This is a genomic window from Pseudomonas sp. O39, assembly GCF_045447295.1.
GTDB classification, from domain to species: domain Bacteria; phylum Pseudomonadota; class Gammaproteobacteria; order Pseudomonadales; family Pseudomonadaceae; genus Aquipseudomonas; species Aquipseudomonas antarctica_A.
On the sequence record NZ_JBJGXV010000022.1, the window covers coordinates 1 to 15,025 of the forward strand.

Annotated in this window: 16 protein-coding genes; 9 read left to right on the forward strand and 7 right to left on the reverse strand. The window is 59.7% G+C overall.

All coding sequences use genetic code 11. The annotated features are described in order from the left end of the window. Positions 1-288: 288 nt before the first annotated feature. From rhtA to ACI77D_RS22945, 4 genes are all read left to right on the forward strand, one after another. Positions 289-1,176 carry a threonine/homoserine exporter RhtA gene (gene rhtA / locus ACI77D_RS22930; protein WP_259762787.1) on the forward strand — a complete coding sequence of 296 codons (888 nt, stop codon included), beginning with the start codon at positions 289-291 and terminating at the stop codon, positions 1,174-1,176. Between the two features lie 165 nt (positions 1,177-1,341). Then, a complete protein-coding gene (locus ACI77D_RS22935; RefSeq protein ID WP_407017549.1) occupies positions 1,342-1,623 on the forward strand; it encodes a hypothetical protein in 282 nt (93 codons plus the stop codon). A 114-nt stretch (positions 1,624-1,737) separates the two neighbouring features. Beyond that, a complete protein-coding gene (locus ACI77D_RS22940; protein ID WP_064451704.1) occupies positions 1,738-2,469 on the forward strand; it encodes an SDR family oxidoreductase in 732 nt (243 codons plus the stop codon). A 49-nt stretch (positions 2,470-2,518) separates the two neighbouring features. Continuing rightward, a complete protein-coding gene (locus ACI77D_RS22945) occupies positions 2,519-3,109 on the forward strand; it encodes a 2-hydroxychromene-2-carboxylate isomerase (RefSeq protein ID WP_407017550.1) in 591 nt (196 codons plus the stop codon). 62 nt (positions 3,110-3,171) lie between these two features. Here the strand turns inward: ACI77D_RS22945 and ACI77D_RS22950 are convergent, their stop codons facing one another. The 3 genes from ACI77D_RS22950 to ACI77D_RS22960 all read right to left on the reverse strand — a co-directional run bounded on the left by ACI77D_RS22950 (position 3,172) and on the right by ACI77D_RS22960 (position 6,693). Beyond that, a complete protein-coding gene (locus tag ACI77D_RS22950; protein ID WP_407017551.1) occupies positions 3,172-4,980 on the reverse strand; it encodes an aminopeptidase P family protein in 1,809 nt (602 codons plus the stop codon). Between the two features lie 49 nt (positions 4,981-5,029). Continuing rightward, a complete protein-coding gene (locus ACI77D_RS22955; RefSeq protein WP_064451701.1) occupies positions 5,030-6,190 on the reverse strand; it encodes a cysteine desulfurase family protein in 1,161 nt (386 codons plus the stop codon). Positions 6,191-6,423: 233 nt separating this feature from the next. After that, complete coding sequence (locus ACI77D_RS22960) at positions 6,424-6,693, reverse strand: hypothetical protein (RefSeq protein ID WP_128590215.1); 270 nt, start codon at positions 6,691-6,693, stop codon at positions 6,424-6,426. 397 nt (positions 6,694-7,090) lie between these two features. On the opposite strand from ACI77D_RS22960, the gene msuE reads away from it, so the two are divergent. The 4 genes from msuE (at position 7,091) to ACI77D_RS22980 (ending at position 11,256) form a co-directional block, all read left to right on the forward strand. Then, the gene (msuE, locus tag ACI77D_RS22965; protein WP_407017552.1) at positions 7,091-7,654 is read left to right on the forward strand and encodes an FMN reductase; all 564 of its coding nucleotides are present in this window, start codon (positions 7,091-7,093) and stop codon (positions 7,652-7,654) included. Between the two features lie 9 nt (positions 7,655-7,663). Further along, positions 7,664-8,806: an FMNH2-dependent alkanesulfonate monooxygenase gene (gene ssuD / locus ACI77D_RS22970; RefSeq protein ID WP_407017553.1), complete on the forward strand. Its 1,143-nt coding sequence runs from the start codon at positions 7,664-7,666 to the stop codon at positions 8,804-8,806. A gap of 147 nt (positions 8,807-8,953) precedes the next feature. Beyond that, entirely contained in the window at positions 8,954-10,141 is a 1,188-nt protein-coding gene (locus ACI77D_RS22975) for an acyl-CoA dehydrogenase family protein (protein ID WP_064451698.1), read from the forward strand. Positions 10,142-10,152: 11 nt separating this feature from the next. Further along, positions 10,153-11,256, forward strand: a complete 1,104-nt coding sequence (locus ACI77D_RS22980) for a sigma-54-dependent Fis family transcriptional regulator (protein WP_064451697.1) — start codon at positions 10,153-10,155, stop codon at positions 11,254-11,256. Here ACI77D_RS22980 and ACI77D_RS22985 read toward each other — a convergent pair. Further along, on the reverse strand, positions 11,245-11,610 hold the full coding sequence (locus tag ACI77D_RS22985) for an antibiotic biosynthesis monooxygenase (RefSeq protein ID WP_221294357.1): 366 nt from the start codon (positions 11,608-11,610) through the stop codon (positions 11,245-11,247). The two genes, ACI77D_RS22980 and ACI77D_RS22985, sit on opposite strands and share 12 nt — an antisense overlap. Positions 11,611-11,710: 100 nt before the next feature. Here ACI77D_RS22985 and soxR point away from each other — a divergent pair, with 100 nt between their 5' ends. After that, the gene (gene soxR, locus ACI77D_RS22990) at positions 11,711-12,160 is read left to right on the forward strand and encodes a redox-sensitive transcriptional activator SoxR (protein WP_407017554.1); all 450 of its coding nucleotides are present in this window, start codon (positions 11,711-11,713) and stop codon (positions 12,158-12,160) included. A 32-nt stretch (positions 12,161-12,192) separates the two neighbouring features. On the opposite strand, the gene ACI77D_RS22995 is transcribed toward soxR, so the two are convergent. The 3 genes from ACI77D_RS22995 to ACI77D_RS23005 are packed head-to-tail and all read right to left on the reverse strand — an operon-like array spanning position 12,193 to position 14,884. Continuing rightward, positions 12,193-12,963 carry a MetQ/NlpA family ABC transporter substrate-binding protein gene (locus tag ACI77D_RS22995; RefSeq protein WP_064451694.1) on the reverse strand — a complete coding sequence of 257 codons (771 nt, stop codon included), beginning with the start codon at positions 12,961-12,963 and terminating at the stop codon, positions 12,193-12,195. 28 nt (positions 12,964-12,991) lie between these two features. Continuing rightward, on the reverse strand, positions 12,992-13,657 hold the full coding sequence (locus ACI77D_RS23000; RefSeq protein ID WP_064451693.1) for a methionine ABC transporter permease: 666 nt from the start codon (positions 13,655-13,657) through the stop codon (positions 12,992-12,994). Between the two features lie 3 nt (positions 13,658-13,660). After that, positions 13,661-14,884 carry an SfnB family sulfur acquisition oxidoreductase gene (locus ACI77D_RS23005; RefSeq protein ID WP_407017555.1) on the reverse strand — a complete coding sequence of 408 codons (1,224 nt, stop codon included), beginning with the start codon at positions 14,882-14,884 and terminating at the stop codon, positions 13,661-13,663. Positions 14,885-15,025: the final 141 nt, after the last annotated feature.

The following is a 15,025-nucleotide window of genomic DNA, read 5'->3' on the forward strand; positions in this document are numbered from 1 at the left end:
TTTCTGGGCTTCGATGAACTGAAGCAACTCGCTGTCGAACTCCGCATAACTTCTTGTTTACCAAGGAGTTTTCCGTTTCGACTGCGCCGGAAGTGGGGCGAATTATAGACTTCCAGAATTTGCCGTCAACCCTTAATTTGGATTCTCTATCAAACAGTCGAAAAACCTACAAACCCCTTCTATATAGAGAGCCAAAACGAACAGCTGAGCAATATATTGCTCAAAGCAGGTCAGTTAAGCATCATACGCGTTCTGCTTCTCTACTATGACTTCGGACGAACACCCCCAATGAACACCCCACCGCGCAGCCTGGCCTCGGCATTGTTTCCAGTCGGCCTGCTGTTGATCGCCATGGCTTCCATCCAATCCGGTGCCTCGCTGGCCAAAAGCATGTTCCCCATCGTCGGCGCGCAGGGCACCACCACCCTGCGTCTGATTTTTGCCAGTGTCATCATGCTGCTTCTATTACGTCCATGGCGCGCCAAGCTGACGGCAAAGTCCCTGCGCACTGTCGTCGTCTATGGAATGGCGTTGGGCGGCATGAACTTCCTCTTCTATATGTCCTTGCGCACAGTCCCCCTGGGCATCGCCGTAGCGCTGGAATTCACAGGCCCACTCGCCGTCGCCATCTACGCCTCTCGCAGAGCTGTGGATTTTCTATGGATTGGCCTCGCGATTGCGGGCCTTCTGTTGCTGATCCCAACGGGGGAAGCCAGCAGCGGTATTGATTTGATCGGCGTCGCCTACGCACTGGGCGCAGGTGTCTGCTGGGCACTCTATATTCTGTTTGGTCAGAAGGCCGGCAACGACAACGGTGTGCAAACGGCAGCACTCGGGGTAATGATCGCCGCCTTGTTCGTTGCGCCGATCGGCATCGTGCATGCCGGTAGCGCATTACTGACGCCTGCGCTGATTCCCGTCGCCCTCGGTGTTGCCATTTTATCCACTGCCCTGCCCTATACCCTGGAAATGATCGCTCTCACCCGCCTTCCTGCCCGTACCTTCGGCACCTTGATGAGCATCGAGCCCGCATTCGGCGCGCTCTCCGGCCTGTTTTTCCTACAAGAATACTTGTCCCTCACGCAATGGATGGCGATCACTTGCATCATTCTGGCCTCCGTCGGCGCCACGCTGACCATGCGCAATGAATCCAAACCGCTGGTACCCGCGGATTGATCCTCATCGAAGGTAGCTCTGGCATTTGCCGCTCATTTAGGCCATGTTTAGGCCGTAAGCGAATGTCTTTCATGGAGAATTTCGACACGGACAGCTGAACGCTACAATCGAGAGCGCGTAAAGCCTGCATCGAGCCTTTTTGCGAAGCGGCTATTAAGGATAGTGATGAAACGAATTTTTATACTGTTAATGGTCGTGGGCATAGCTGGCTGTGCGGCGACCTCCAAGACAGAAGTGAAACGGGGCAAAAAAGGGCTGCATATCAACTGTTCAGGCCTGTCCTCTTCCTGGGACCAGTGCTACACCAGTGCAACCAATTCATGCGGTGCCAAGGGCTACCGGGTTATCGCCAAGTCCGGTGACAACTCCGAAGAGCCGGGGGACTATCCTTTCGGCATCAACCCTGCCGGCTACACCAGCCGCAGCATGATCGTCATCTGTAAATGACCGCCCGAGCAGTCCACGTCCGACTGCTCCCCCCTCTTAAATTTCGCCCTCAACCCGGCCATTCGCGAAGCCGCGTCTACACTCCTGCTCGACAATCGAGCCAATGGAGTTTCCATGACACACAACAAGAAAATCGTATTGGTAGTGGGTGCCGGTGATGCAACCGGTGGCGCCATTGCCAAGCGCTTTGCCCGTGAAGGTTATGTGGCCTGCGTCACCCGTCGCAGTGCCGACAAGTTGCAGCCCTTGGTGGACAGTATCCAATCGGCGGGTGGCGAAGCTCATGGCTTTGCCTGTGATGCGCGTAAAGAGGAAGACGTGATCGCATTGATCGAACAGATCGAAACCGAACTGGGGCCCATCGAAGCATTCGTCTTTAACATCGGCGCCAACGTGCCTTGCAGCATCCTGGAAGAGACCGCCCGCAAATACTTCAAGATATGGGAGATGGCCTGCTTCTCCGGTTTCCTGAATGCTCGCGAAGTCGCCAAACGTATGGTGACCCGTAACCGAGGCACCATCCTGTTCACCGGCGCCACCGCCGGGCTGCGCGGTGCGGCAGGGTTTGCCGCATTTGCCGGCGCCAAGCACGGCATACGCGCCCTCGCACAAAGCATGGCGAGAGAATTGGGCCCCAGGAATATCCATGTCGCCCATGTGGTGGTTGACGGCGCTATCGACACCGACTTCATTCGCGACAATTTTCCGCAGAAATACGCCCTGAAAGATCAGGACGGTATCCTCAATCCCGAACACATCGCCGACAACTATTGGTACCTGCACAGCCAACCACGCGACGCCTGGACCTTTGAGTTGGACCTGCGCCCCTGGAATGAACCCTGGTAGGCGCGTCTACCGCCCAATAAAGAACAACAATAAGCAGCGAGTATCGACCATGAGTAAAACCCTGGAATTCTTCTTTGACCTCGGCAGCCCGGCAACTTACCTGGCCTACACCCAACTGCCGGCTTTATGCGCCGAAACCGGCACGCAACTGGTCTATCAGCCGATGCTGTTGGGTGGCGTGTTCAAGGCCACTGGTAACGCCTCGCCGATCACCGTGCCAGCCAAAGGTCGTTACATGTTCAATGACCTGGCGCGATACGCCAAACGCTACAACGTGCCGCTCAAGTTCAACCCGCACTTCCCCATCAACACCTTGGTGCTGATGCGAGCCGTTACCGGTATACAACTACGTCAGCCAGAACGCTTCCAGGCCTTCATCGACTGCCTTTTCCGCGCCCTTTGGGTCGAAGGTCGCAACCTGGGCGATCCGGCTGGCGTAGCTGCGGTTCTGACCGAAGCAGGTTTCGCCCCTGAGGAAGTGCTGGCGCTGGCCAACGATGAAAGCGTAAAAACAGCCCTCAAGGACAAAACCGAAGAAGCCATTCAGCGCGGCGTTTTCGGGGCGCCCAGCATGTTTGTAGGCAATGACATGTTCTTCGGTCAGGACCGTCTGGAATTTGTGCGCGAAGCCCTAAGCTAGACATTGATAGCCAACCGACCTTGAACGCCGCTTGCGAGCAAATCGCAAGCGGCGCTTACCGATCAAATAGCCGCGGTACGCACCTGCAGCCACTCCAACGCAGCACCGCTGAGCAATGGGCTCAAACGCTCACGCACTTCGGCGTGGTAGGCGTTGAACCACTCGCGTTCGTCCACCGTCAGCAACGATGGCTCCAGGCAACGCGTGTCGATTGGGCACAAGGTCAGCGTTTCAAACTTGAGGAACTCACCAAACTCGGTCTTGCCGGCTTCACGGTTCAATACCAGGTTCTCAATGCGCACACCCCAACGACCTGGGCGATAAGTGCCCGGCTCAATCGAAGTAATCATCCCCGGCTGCATCGCCGTCTGCGGCGCAGTGGCGGCCTGGTAGGCGATCACCTGCGGGCCTTCATGCACATTCAAGAAATAACCTACGCCGTGACCCGTACCATGGCCGTAGTCCACACCTTCAGCCCAGATCGGCGCACGCGCAATCGAATCCAGCAACGGCGACAGAATGCCCTTGGGGAAGTGTGCACGAGACAGCGCAATCACGCCCTTGAGGACCCGCGTGCAGTCGCGTTTCTGCTCCTCACTCGGCGTGCCGATCGGCACCATCCGCGTGATATCCGTGGTGCCGCCCAGGTATTGGCCGCCCGAGTCAATCAACAGCAAACCATCGCCTTCGATCAGCGCATGCTCTTCTTCAGTGGCGTGGTAATGCGGCATCGCACCGTTGGCATTGAATGCAGCAATGGTGTTGAAACTCAGCGATACATAATCAGGGCGACGGGTGCGTGCTGCCGTCAGGTGTTCATCGATGTTCAGCTCGGTGATGCGCTCGCGGCCCAACGCACTGTCCAACCAAGCGAAGAATTCGCACAACGCCGCACCATCCTGCTCCATGGCCTGGCGGATATGCTCCGCGTCAGCCAGGCTCTTGCGGGATTTGGCCAGCGTAGTCGGGTTCAGCCCCTCGACCAGTTTGACGCCCGCGTCGAGGTTCTCCAGCAACCCGGTGGTTACACGCGCCGGGTCAACTTGCAAGCTGGCACCCGACGGCACGGCACGCAGCGCATCCGCCACTTCGCTGTAGTCGCGCAAGGTCACGCCATCCTGCTCCAGTATCGCGCGCAGTTCGGCATCGACCTTGCTCAGCGCGACAAACAAAGTGGCCTGCTGCTGATTGATCAGGGCAAAGGACACGAACACCGGGTTGAACGACACATCACCGCCACGCAGGTTGAACAACCAGGCGATGTCATCCAGGGTGGCGATGAAATGCCAGTCGGCGCCCTTCTCTTTCAGGCTGGCGCGCAGGGCGCTGAGTTTTTCGCCACGGCTGACGGTGGCCTGCGGGGGCAGATGTTGATAGATCGGCTGGGCCGGCAACGCGGGGCGGTCGTGCCAGGCTTCATTCAGCACGTCGATATCGGTACGCAAGCGCGCGCCGCGCTCCGCCAGCTTGCCGCCCAGGGTACGCGCCGACGCCACGGCCATCACCGCACCATCCACCGCCACCACACCGCCTTCCGGGGTGTGTTCGGCCAGCCATTCCAGGGGGCCGGGCTGGCCCGGTTGCAACTTCACCAGCTCGATACCACTGCCCTTGAGTTCCTTGGTCGCCTGTTCCCAGTAACGGCTGTCGGCCCAAACACCGGCGAAATCTGCGGTGACAATCAACGTCCCTACCGAGCCATAAAAGCCGGACAACCATTGCCGCCCCTGCCAGTAACCCGGCAAGTACTCGGACAAATGCGGGTCGGCCGACGGCACCAACAGGGCGTTGATGCCCTCGCGGCTCATCAGTTCGCGGGTAAGCGCCAGGCGCTGGGGAACGGTTCCATGGGTCAAAGGCTGAGTGCTCATTGTGTCTCCTGCTAACCACTAATAATTGTTATGTACTGCGCATGACAAATCAGACGGCCCAGAACGCCGGTGCACTGGCGAGTGCGGCCTTGATCAATTGCACGGCCTGGTCGATGTCCTGCTCGGTGGTGAACCGACCCAGGCTCAAGCGAATGGTGCGGCCGGCGCTACGTGCGTCATGGCCAAGGGCAAGAAGCACGTGGGACGGCGCATTGCTCGCCGAGTTGCACGCCGAGGTTGCCGAAAAGGCGATGCCTGCGCTCAATGCGGAGGAATTGAATTCACCTTCACTGAACGTGAGGCTGAGCGTATGTGGAATGCGCTGCGTAGGGCTGCCATTGAGGCGCACACCCGCCACCGATTCCAACTGATCCAACAGGCGCTGACGCAAGGCGACGATAGTGGCCTTTTCTGCTGAGAACGACGCTGCCGCCAAAGCGAACGCGGTGCCCATACCCGCAATCTGGTGTGTCGCCAGCGTGCCGGAGCGCAACCCGCCCTCGTGGCCACCGCCGTGAATCTGCGCCAACACTTTCTGCTGGGCACGAGGGCCCACGTACAACGCACCGATGCCCTTGGGGCCGTAAAGCTTGTGCGCGGAAAACGACATCAAATCCACCGGCCACTCAGCCAGGTCGATCGCTACCTTGCCCGCACCTTGCGCCGCATCCACATGCAGCAACGCACCATGCTCACGCACCCGCGCGCCAATGGCGGGGATATCGTTCAGAGTGCCCAACTCATTGTTCACGAGCATCAAGGACACCAGAAAGGTGTCTTCGCGCAGCGCTTCGCTCACCGCTTCGGCGCTGATCAGCCCTTCGGCATCCGGCACCAGGTAGGTCACGGCCACCCCGGCTTCCTGCAGTTGCCGCGCAGTGTCCAGCGTGGCTTTGTGTTCGATCTGGCTGGTGATGACATGCCCACCTGCCACACCACGCGCCTGGGCCACGCCCTTGATCGCGAGGTTGTTGGATTCAGTGGCGCCGGACGTCCAGACGATCTGCTCGGGCTGGGCACCGACCAACTCGGCCACCTGGCGGCGCGACTGTTCAACCGTTTGCCGGGCCGCTTGGCCGAACGCATGGGAACTGGACGCAGGGTTACCAAAGTTGGCATTGAAGCCCAGGCACTCGACCATCACCTGGATGACCCGCTCATCCACCGGCGTGGTGGCGGCGTAGTCGAAATACAACGGACGTTTATTCATGACGTTTAAGACTCGCAGAGCGTATTCCCAAGAGCAGCGTCTCGGGGGCATGGACCGGAACAGAGGTCGTCAGGTTTAACCGATCGAATGCCATTAAAGAAGGACCACTTTATTTAAATGTGCGTAGGAACGCTCCTGAAATTCAGCTTAACAGGCTGAAGTAACCCCATGGCAAACAAAAAGCCCGAGGTTCCTTAAGGGAATCCTCGGGCTTTTTACCGCTCGGCGCGGGCTCAACTGGGACGACCATGCAACACCACACTGCGTTCAGCGTTCATTTCACCCTGGTGATCAAAGCCGAAGGGCTTCTGCGGCTGGCCGGTCAGTGCCGCGCGCTGCTGCTGATACTCATCAAAGGACAGGCCACGACGGCCCAAGGCCTCCAAAGCCAATTGCTTGGTTTCTTCTGCGGTGTAGGGGCGCGATTCTGGTGATGGATGGGTCGCACAACCGGCGAGGACGGAGCTGACAACTATTAAGGAAACAGCCAGAAAATGGTTCATGGTGAAGGCCCTGCGAAGGAGGTTTCGAGTCAATGAACACAGGCTACTCCCGCCCTCGCACGGTGAAAAATCACCGTCCGTGATAGTCGCTATCAACCGTTCAGACCCCTTCGATAGGGCGAAAGGCATATTCATTTAAGATCTATAAATATGGAAATACGTTCATTTACGGAATAACCGTAACCCTCTATAACTGGCTGCACACCGACTAACACTGTTCGCCACGCAACTGTTGCCCACGCAACAGTCATTCAACAAAACACCAGGCCGACAACAGCAGCTTTTTCAGCAGTGAGCTCGCAGCCCATGTAAATCAAGGCTTCCAGCCGTTGGTACAGCTCTTGCTCAGACGTTTCACTTCTCTTGCAATGAACCACTGTTGAAAAAGGAACTGTTCATGACCCGTCCCCTGAATGTCGTTGCCCTCTCCGGCGGAACCTGGCGCCCCTCCCGCACATTGGTGCTGACCCAAGCCGTGCTGGCCGAACTGGCGAGCCTGCTGCCAATCCAGACCACACTGATCGAACTGGGCGACATCGCCCGGCCATTGGGCGGTGCCCTGTCGCGTGACGAACTGCCGGCCGAGGTCGAATCCCAACTGTTGGCCATCGAACAGGCCGACCTGCTGATCGTCGCCGCACCGGTCTATCGCGGCTCCTACCCTGGCCTGCTCAAACACCTGTTCGATCTGGTCGGCCTGAACGCGTTGATCAACACACCGGTGTTGCTCGCGGCCACCGGCGGTAGCGAACGCCACGCACTGGTCCTCGAGCACCAAATGCGCCCGCTGTTCAGCTTCTTCCAAGCGCTGACCTTGCCGATCGGCGTGTACGCCACTGAAGCTGATTTCACCGACTACCAAATAACCAGCGAGCCCTTGAAGGGCCGCATCCGCCTTGCCGCAGAACGCGCAGCGCCACTGTTTGCCGCGCACTCTCCTTCTCTGCTGAAAATCGCTTAAGGATTTGTCATGGATGTTTTCTGCTTTCTGCCAACGCACGGCGACGGTCATTACCTGGGCACCACCCAAGGGGCACGGCCGGTCACCCTCAACTATCTGAAACAAGTCGCACAAGCAGCTGACAGCCTCGGTTACTACGGCGTGTTGATTCCTACCGGCCGCTCGTGCGAAGACTCCTGGGTTATCGCCTCAGCGCTGGTACCGCTGACTGAACGCCTGCGTTATCTGGTCGCCATTCGCCCGGGCATTATCTCGCCCACGGTCTCGGCGCGCATGGCCGCTACCCTGGATCGCCTGTCCAACGGCCGCTTGCTGATCAACGTGGTGACCGGCGGCGACCCCGACGAAAACCGGGGCGACGGCAGTTTCCTCGACCACAGCGAACGCTACGAAGTCTCAGACGAGTTCCTGCAGATCTGGCGCCGAGTGTTGCAGGGCGAATCGGTGGACTTCGAAGGCAAACACCTGCGCGTACAGAATGCCAAGGCCCTTTACCCACCGGTGCAGAAGCCGTATCCGCCGCTGTACTTCGGCGGTTCTTCCGACGCCGCCCACGACCTGGCCGCCGAACAGGTCGACGTATACCTGACCTGGGGCGAGCCGCCCGCCGCTGTTGCGGAAAAACTCGCGGATGTCCGCGAACGTGCCGCCCGCCACGGCCGTACCGTGAAGTTCGGCATCCGCCTGCACGTGATCGTGCGCGAGACCGAAGAAGACGCCTGGAAAGCCGCCGACAAACTGATCGAGCACATCAGCGACGAAACCATCGCCGCCGCGCAAAAATCCTTCTCGCGCTTTGACTCCGAAGGCCAGCGCCGTATGGCCGCCTTGCACGACGGGCGCCGCGACAACCTGGAAATCGCCCCCAACTTGTGGGCCGGCGTCGGCCTGGTACGCGGCGGTGCCGGCACGGCACTGGTCGGTAACCCGCAGCAGGTGGCCGAGCGCATCAAAGAGTACGCCGACCTGGGCATCGAGAGTTTCATCTTCTCCGGCTACCCACACCTGGAAGAAGCCTATCGCTTTGCCGAGTTGGTGTTCCCCCTGTTGCCGGAACCCTACGCCAGCCTTGCCGGGCGTGGCGTCACCAACCTCACGGGCCCGTTTGGCGAAATGATTGCCAATGATGTGCTGCCCACAACGAAGGCCTGAGCGCGCTGAATCTGCTTTATGGGGAGCGGGCTTGCTCGCGAATACGTCAGTTCAGTTAATTCATTTGCTATCTGACACACGGCTTTCGCGAGCAAGCCCGCTCCCACATTTGGCCTTCATTGCCAAACCGATATTGAGGAACATCGTGTGACAGCCAAACCCCACAGCGTCCTGCCATCGCCGTTGCAGACCGCCAAACTGCTGGCCGCCGAATTTGCCCTCACCGCCGTCGAGCGCGATGAGCGTGGCGGCACACCGAAAACCGAACGGGACGCCCTGCGCCAAAGCGGCCTGCTGGCCTTGAGCATTCCCACCCAATACGGTGGCCTCGGTGCACGCTGGAGCGAAACCCTGGGCATCGTTCGCGAGTTCGCCAAGGTCGACAGCTCCATCGCGCACGTCTTCGGTTTCCACCACCTGATGCTCGCCACCGTGCGCCTGTTTGCGCGTCCGGACCAATGGCAGCCCTGGTTCGAACAGACCGCACGCAAAAACTGGTTCTGGGGCAACGCCCTCAACCCGCTGGACACGCGCACGGTGGTCAAGGATTTTGGCGGCTGGCGTGAATTCTCCGGCAAGAAGAGCTTCTGCTCCGGTGCCAGCGATTCGGAAATGCTGATTGCCTCAGCCGTGGATGAAAGCGCTGGCGGCAAACTGCTGATTGCCGCCATTCCCAGCGGGCGCAGTGGCATCACCCTACATAACGACTGGAACAACATCGGCCAGCGTCAGACCGACAGCGGCAGCGCCAGCTTCGAACGGGTACGCGTCGAGGAGTCGGAATTGCTGCTCGACCCAGGCCCACTGAGCACGCCCTTCGCCTGCCTGCGCCCGCTGATCGCGCAACTTACCTTCACGCATATGTTTCTCGGCATTGCCGAGGGCGCATTTGAAGAAGCGCGCCATTACACCCTGACCGAAACCCGTTCATGGCATAAATCCTCGGCCGACAACGTGCGCCAGGACCCTTACGTCCTGCACCATTACGGCGAGTTCTGGGTAGCCTTGGAAGGCGTGCGCCTGCTGGTGGAACGCGCTGCCGAGCTGCTCGATCAGGCCTGGGCCAAAGGCCCCAACCTCAGTGAACACGAACGCGGCCAACTGGCCATTGCGATCGCCACCGCGAAAGTCGCCGCCACCCGCCAAGGCCTGGAGTTGTGCAGCCGTCTGTTTGAAGTCACCGGCGCGCGCTCCACCCACGCCTCGCTGCGCCTGGACCGCCACTGGCGCAATCTGCGCACGCAAACTTTGCACGACCCGGTGGACTACAAGCTCCACGAACTCGGGGACTGGGCGCTGAACCAGTCTCTGCCGATTCCAACGTTCTACTCTTAAGAGAGGTGCCCATGCAGCTTTTAACCTTACCGCCCTCGCCCGCCCTCGCGACGTCGATTCGCGCCACGGCCCAGGTCTTCGAAGACCCGAAATCCCAGGCGCTGCTCGATCACATCCAGCAAGTGGCACCCAGCGAAGCCAGCGTGCTGATCATCGGCGAGACCGGCACCGGTAAAGAGCTGGTGGCGCGCCATATTCATAACCTCAGCGCACGGCGCAACCGGCCGTTCGTGGCGGTGAATTGCGGGGCTTTTTCCGAATCGCTGGTGGAGGCCGAACTGTTCGGCCATGAAAAGGGCGCCTTTACCGGCGCGCTCAGCGCCAAGGCCGGCTGGTTCGAAGAAGCCGATGGCGGCACTTTGTTCCTGGATGAGATCGGCGACTTGCCGATGGCGATCCAGGTCAAACTGTTGCGCGTATTACAGGAACGCGAGGTGGTGCGCCTGGGTTCGCGCAAAAGCATTCCCATCGACGTGCGCGTGCTGGCAGCGACCAACGTGCAACTGGAAAAGGCGATTAATGCCGGGCACTTTCGCGAAGACCTCTACTACCGCCTCGACGTGGTCAGCCTCGAGCTCAGCCCGCTGCGCGAGCGCCCCGGCGACATCCTGCCACTGACCCGGCATTTCATCGAAGCCTACAGCCAGCGCCTGGGCTATGGCCCGATCACCATCAGCCGCGAGGCCGAACACAAGCTCAAAAGCTACAGCTGGCCGGGCAATATTCGCGAGCTGGAAAACGTGATTCACCACACCCTGCTGATCTGCCGCAACGGCGTGATCGAACGCGATGATCTGCGCCTGTCGAACCTGCGCATCGAGCGCCAGGACGACAGCCAGCACGGCAGCGATAACAGCGCAGAAGCGTTGCTGGCGCGCGCCTTTCAAAAGCTGTTCGAGGAACAGGCCGGCGCCCTGCATGAAAAGGTCGAGGATGCGTTATTGCGCGCCGCCTACCGCTTCAGCCATTACAACCAGGTGCACACCGCCAGCCTGCTGGGCCTGAGCCGCAACGTCACGCGCACACGCCTGATCAAGATCGGCGAGTTGGCGGTGAACAAACGCCGCCCTGGGGAAAACGTGCAAGGCGAGCGGATGCTGCACTTATCCATTTAGGCGACAGTGCAACGCGTTGTCATGACTGCGCTCAAAGCTGCGCAGCACCTGGAACGAACCAAAGGTCACCGCCGTGGCCTGGTGGGCGCGAATCAGCGTCCAGAAATCTTCCTCGCCGTGCTCAAAACATTCAAACGCCGCCTCACCGTCCTCGCGGGAGCGCCATTGCAGGTAATTGAGCACCCGCCGCCCGTCTTCACTGACCTGCACACTCGCATTGATAAAGCCGCCGTGGCCTTGGGCCAGGCGCTCGCTTTGGGTAGACAAGGCCGCTACCAGGGCGAACTGCTGCCGGGGCTCGATCTGAAACTCGATCAATTGAGTGAAGCTGCGATTCTTCTCTGATACCTGCATGAACACTCCCCTTTCTCTGTAAGCAGAATCTTGCGATTCGATGCCACGCAGGGTAAAACCTCTAGTTAAGTCAAGGTCAAGCATTGATTCGGAGTTTTTCATGCTCACTAAAGAACTCACCGTCGGCCAACTGGCCGCCCGCAGTGGCGTAGCGGTCACGGCTCTGCACTTCTATGAATCCAAGGGCCTGATCAGGAGCAATCGCAATGCGGGCAACCAGCGGCGCTACCCACGGGATGTGTTGCGGCGGGTGGTGGTGATCAAGATTGCCCAGCGCTTGGGGATTGCGCTGGCGACCATTGGCGAGGCATTGCAGACCTTGCCGGATGAGCGCACGCCTACGAAGCAGGATTGGGAACGTTTGTCGGCGCTGTGGCGAGAGGACCTGGACGATCGCATCAACAAGTTGTTGCTGCTGCGCGACAAACTCAGTGGGTGCATTGGGTGTGGGTGCCTGTCGTTGGACGCGTGCCCCTTGCGTAATCAGGATGATCAACTCGGGGAGCGTGGGCCGGGTGCCCATTTGCTGGAGCCCACCACCGCATCTTGACTTGGGAATGCGATCAATGTGATTTGCCAGGCTCAGAAGCCTGGGGCAATCTGGCCTTTGTAGCGCGTCAAAATGAACTGGCGCACTGCCTCGGAATTCAACGCCTTGGCCAACTTCTGAATGCCCGGGTCGTTGATATTGTCCGGTCGCGCAACCAGGTACTCGACGTACAGCGATTTACCCTTCTCCACAATCAACGCGCTGTTGGTATCGATCCCCGCTTCCAACGCGTAATTGGCAAACACAAACGCCAGGTCCACCTGGCTCACCGAGCGCGCGAGCAAGGCGCCTTCCAGCTCGCGGATTTTCAGGTGCATGGGGTTCTGCGCGATATCGCGCGGTGTGCTCAAGGTGTTGCTTGGGTCCTTGAGTTTGATCAGCCCGGCTTCATCCAGCAGCACCAGCGCGCGCCCGGTGTTGACCGGATCGTTGGGGATCGACACGGTGGCGCCGTCCTTGAGCTCAGCAATGTTTTTGATCCGCGTCGAGTAAGCACCAAACGGCTCGATATGCACACCCACCACCGGCACTAGGTCGGTGTGGCGAGTCTTGTTGTAATCATCCAGAAACGGGCGGTACTGGTAATAGTTGGCGTCGATGTTTTTCAGCGCCAATTGCTGGTTGGGCTGGATAAAATCGGTGAAGACTTTGATTTGCAAATCCACACCTTCCTTGGCCAATACCGGTTTGACGAACTCGAGGATTTCCGCGTGAGGTACAGGGGTCGCGCCCACCACCAATTTCTCGTTGGCGAACGCATTGAACGACAGGACAGCAGCCAAAATGGCCAGGGACTTTTTCATGCATGCTCCAAGGTTAGCTTTATAAGAATTAACGGCGGCTATAACGCGCTACCAAACGGTCACCCGTCATCTGCAAGGCCTGCACCAGCACCAGCAAAAGCACCACGGTGACCACCATTACGTCGGTCTGGAAACGCTGATAGCCATAGCGAATCGCCAGGTCACCGAGGCCACCGCCACCGATCACACCAGCCATGGCGGTGTAGTCCACCAGCACAATTGCGGTCACGGTCACCGCCGCCAGCAACCCGCCGCGAGCCTCCGGCAACAGCGTGTGGCGGACTACCTGCCAGGTACTGGCGCCCATGGACTGGGTTGCCTCCACCACACCGCGGTCCACCTCGCGCAACGCGGTTTCCACAAGCCGCGCAAAAAACGGGGTGCAGCCCACCACCAGCGGCGGGATGGTGCCCGGCACGCCGAGGGACGTGCCGACCAGCAACGTGGTCAGCGGGATCAACACAATCAGCAGGATGATGAACGGCAGCGACCGCAGCACGTTGACCACCACTGACAGCAACCGATACACCACCAGCGCTTCGTGCAACTGGCGCTTGCCGGTGAGAAACAGCAGCACGCCGAGCGGCAACCCCAGCAGCACGGTAAAACCCAGCGCGGCGCCGAGCATGCTCAGGGTTTCCAGGCAGGCTTGGCCGATGTCAGCCCAATAGATGTTTTTAAATAACTCGGCCATGCGTTATGACCAGTCGTGACTTGGCGGCCGGGTGCCATTGAGCAACCAGTTGCCCACCACGTGGTATTTCCAGCGCACCGGGTCGTGCAGGGTGTGCACCCGCGCGTTGCGCCAGTGGCGGTCGAAGTTGTGCTTCTTCAGCGTCGAACGAGTACCGCCAAGTTCGAACAGTTTGTTGCTGGCTTCTATGGCGATTTCAGTCGTCAACACCTTGGCCCGAGCCACGGCCAGGGACGCGTGGGCGACGTTGTCTTCATTCGGTGCCGGGCGTGCGGCGTCCAGGGCAAACCCGGCGCGTTGCAACAGGGCTTCGGCGGCTTCCAGGCGAATATCCAGGGCGCCGACCTGAATGATGGTCAGCGGGTCTTCACTGGCTTTTTGCACCCCGGCGTCGATCCACGGCCGGGCAAATTGCTGCACGAACTGCACAGTGTCGCGCAACGCGGCACGGGCAATTCCGGCGTCGATGGCGGCGGTGGTCAGTTGTGCGAAAGGACCGGCAAGGGTCGGGGAATCGTAGGATTTATGCGTAGGAAACAGATTGAAAGCCGACACCCGCAGGTTTTCCGCGAGCACGCTGCCGCTGCTGGTAGTGCGCTGGCCCATGCTGTCCCAGTCGTCGACGACCACCAGCCCTTCTGTGCCACGCTTGACGAAGGCCAGTTGCGCATTTTGCTGCTCATCCAGCGCCAACACCGCCAACCAGTGGGCGTACAGCGAACCGGTGCAGTAACCTTTGCGGCCGTTGATCACATAACCGTCGCCTTCGCGTCGAATCGTGGCCTGGATGTCCTGCACGTGCTTGCCGCCGGTTTCCGACAGCGCATTGGCAAAACGATGGCCTTGCAGCGCCAGGCCGAAGAAATGCGCCTGCTGCTCGGGCGTGCCTTGCAGGCGAATATCCTCCAGCAGGCAGTAGTGGTTCTGCGGGATCTGCCCCAGCGATGGGTCGGCCGCCGAGATAATCGCAATCACCTGGGCCAGCACCGCATAGGAGACTTGGGCGCCACCAAACTCGCGCGGCACGCTGATGCCCCACAGGCCGCTGTTGGAATACAGGTCGACCACCTCGGCGGGGACCTGGCGGGTGCGGTCGCGTTCGGCGTCCTGCTCCAGCAGCACGGCGGCGACGCGATGGGCGACGGCAATCGCCTGGGCTTCATCGCGGATCAGTTCGGCATGGGGTGCGTGAATGGGGTAATCGGCAGATACAGGCAGTACAGACATACAACGCTCTCGGGCGAATGGTTTGTCTGCTCTATTGCAGCTTCTGTGCCGTGCCCCGAAACAGCCGGCCTGGCCGCCAAACCGGGATCGAAAACCGCCTTTGGCGCAGCAATCTGCCTGTTCACTGTTGCCTGGCCAACA

Coding starts and splice junctions, on each gene's coding strand:
- ACI77D_RS22955 (WP_064451701.1), bottom strand. CDS start 6,190: ATGAATAAACGTCCGTTGTATTTCGACTACGCCGCCACCACGCCGGTG.
- ACI77D_RS23000 (WP_064451693.1), bottom strand. CDS start 13,657: ATGGCCGAGTTATTTAAAAACATCTATTGGGCTGACATCGGCCAAGCC.
- soxR (WP_407017554.1), top strand. CDS start 11,711: ATGCTCACTAAAGAACTCACCGTCGGCCAACTGGCCGCCCGCAGTGGC.
- ACI77D_RS22935 (WP_407017549.1), top strand. CDS start 1,342: ATGAAACGAATTTTTATACTGTTAATGGTCGTGGGCATAGCTGGCTGT.
- ACI77D_RS22945 (WP_407017550.1), top strand. CDS start 2,519: ATGAGTAAAACCCTGGAATTCTTCTTTGACCTCGGCAGCCCGGCAACT.
- ACI77D_RS22985 (WP_221294357.1), bottom strand. CDS start 11,610: ATGCAGGTATCAGAGAAGAATCGCAGCTTCACTCAATTGATCGAGTTT.
- ACI77D_RS22980 (WP_064451697.1), top strand. CDS start 10,153: ATGCAGCTTTTAACCTTACCGCCCTCGCCCGCCCTCGCGACGTCGATT.
- ACI77D_RS23005 (WP_407017555.1), bottom strand. CDS start 14,884: ATGTCTGTACTGCCTGTATCTGCCGATTACCCCATTCACGCACCCCAT.
- ACI77D_RS22950 (WP_407017551.1), bottom strand. CDS start 4,980: ATGAGCACTCAGCCTTTGACCCATGGAACCGTTCCCCAGCGCCTGGCG.
- msuE (WP_407017552.1), top strand. CDS start 7,091: ATGACCCGTCCCCTGAATGTCGTTGCCCTCTCCGGCGGAACCTGGCGC.
- ssuD (WP_407017553.1), top strand. CDS start 7,664: ATGGATGTTTTCTGCTTTCTGCCAACGCACGGCGACGGTCATTACCTG.
- ACI77D_RS22960 (WP_128590215.1), bottom strand. CDS start 6,693: ATGAACCATTTTCTGGCTGTTTCCTTAATAGTTGTCAGCTCCGTCCTC.
- rhtA (WP_259762787.1), top strand. CDS start 289: ATGAACACCCCACCGCGCAGCCTGGCCTCGGCATTGTTTCCAGTCGGC.
- ACI77D_RS22940 (WP_064451704.1), top strand. CDS start 1,738: ATGACACACAACAAGAAAATCGTATTGGTAGTGGGTGCCGGTGATGCA.
- ACI77D_RS22995 (WP_064451694.1), bottom strand. CDS start 12,963: ATGAAAAAGTCCCTGGCCATTTTGGCTGCTGTCCTGTCGTTCAATGCG.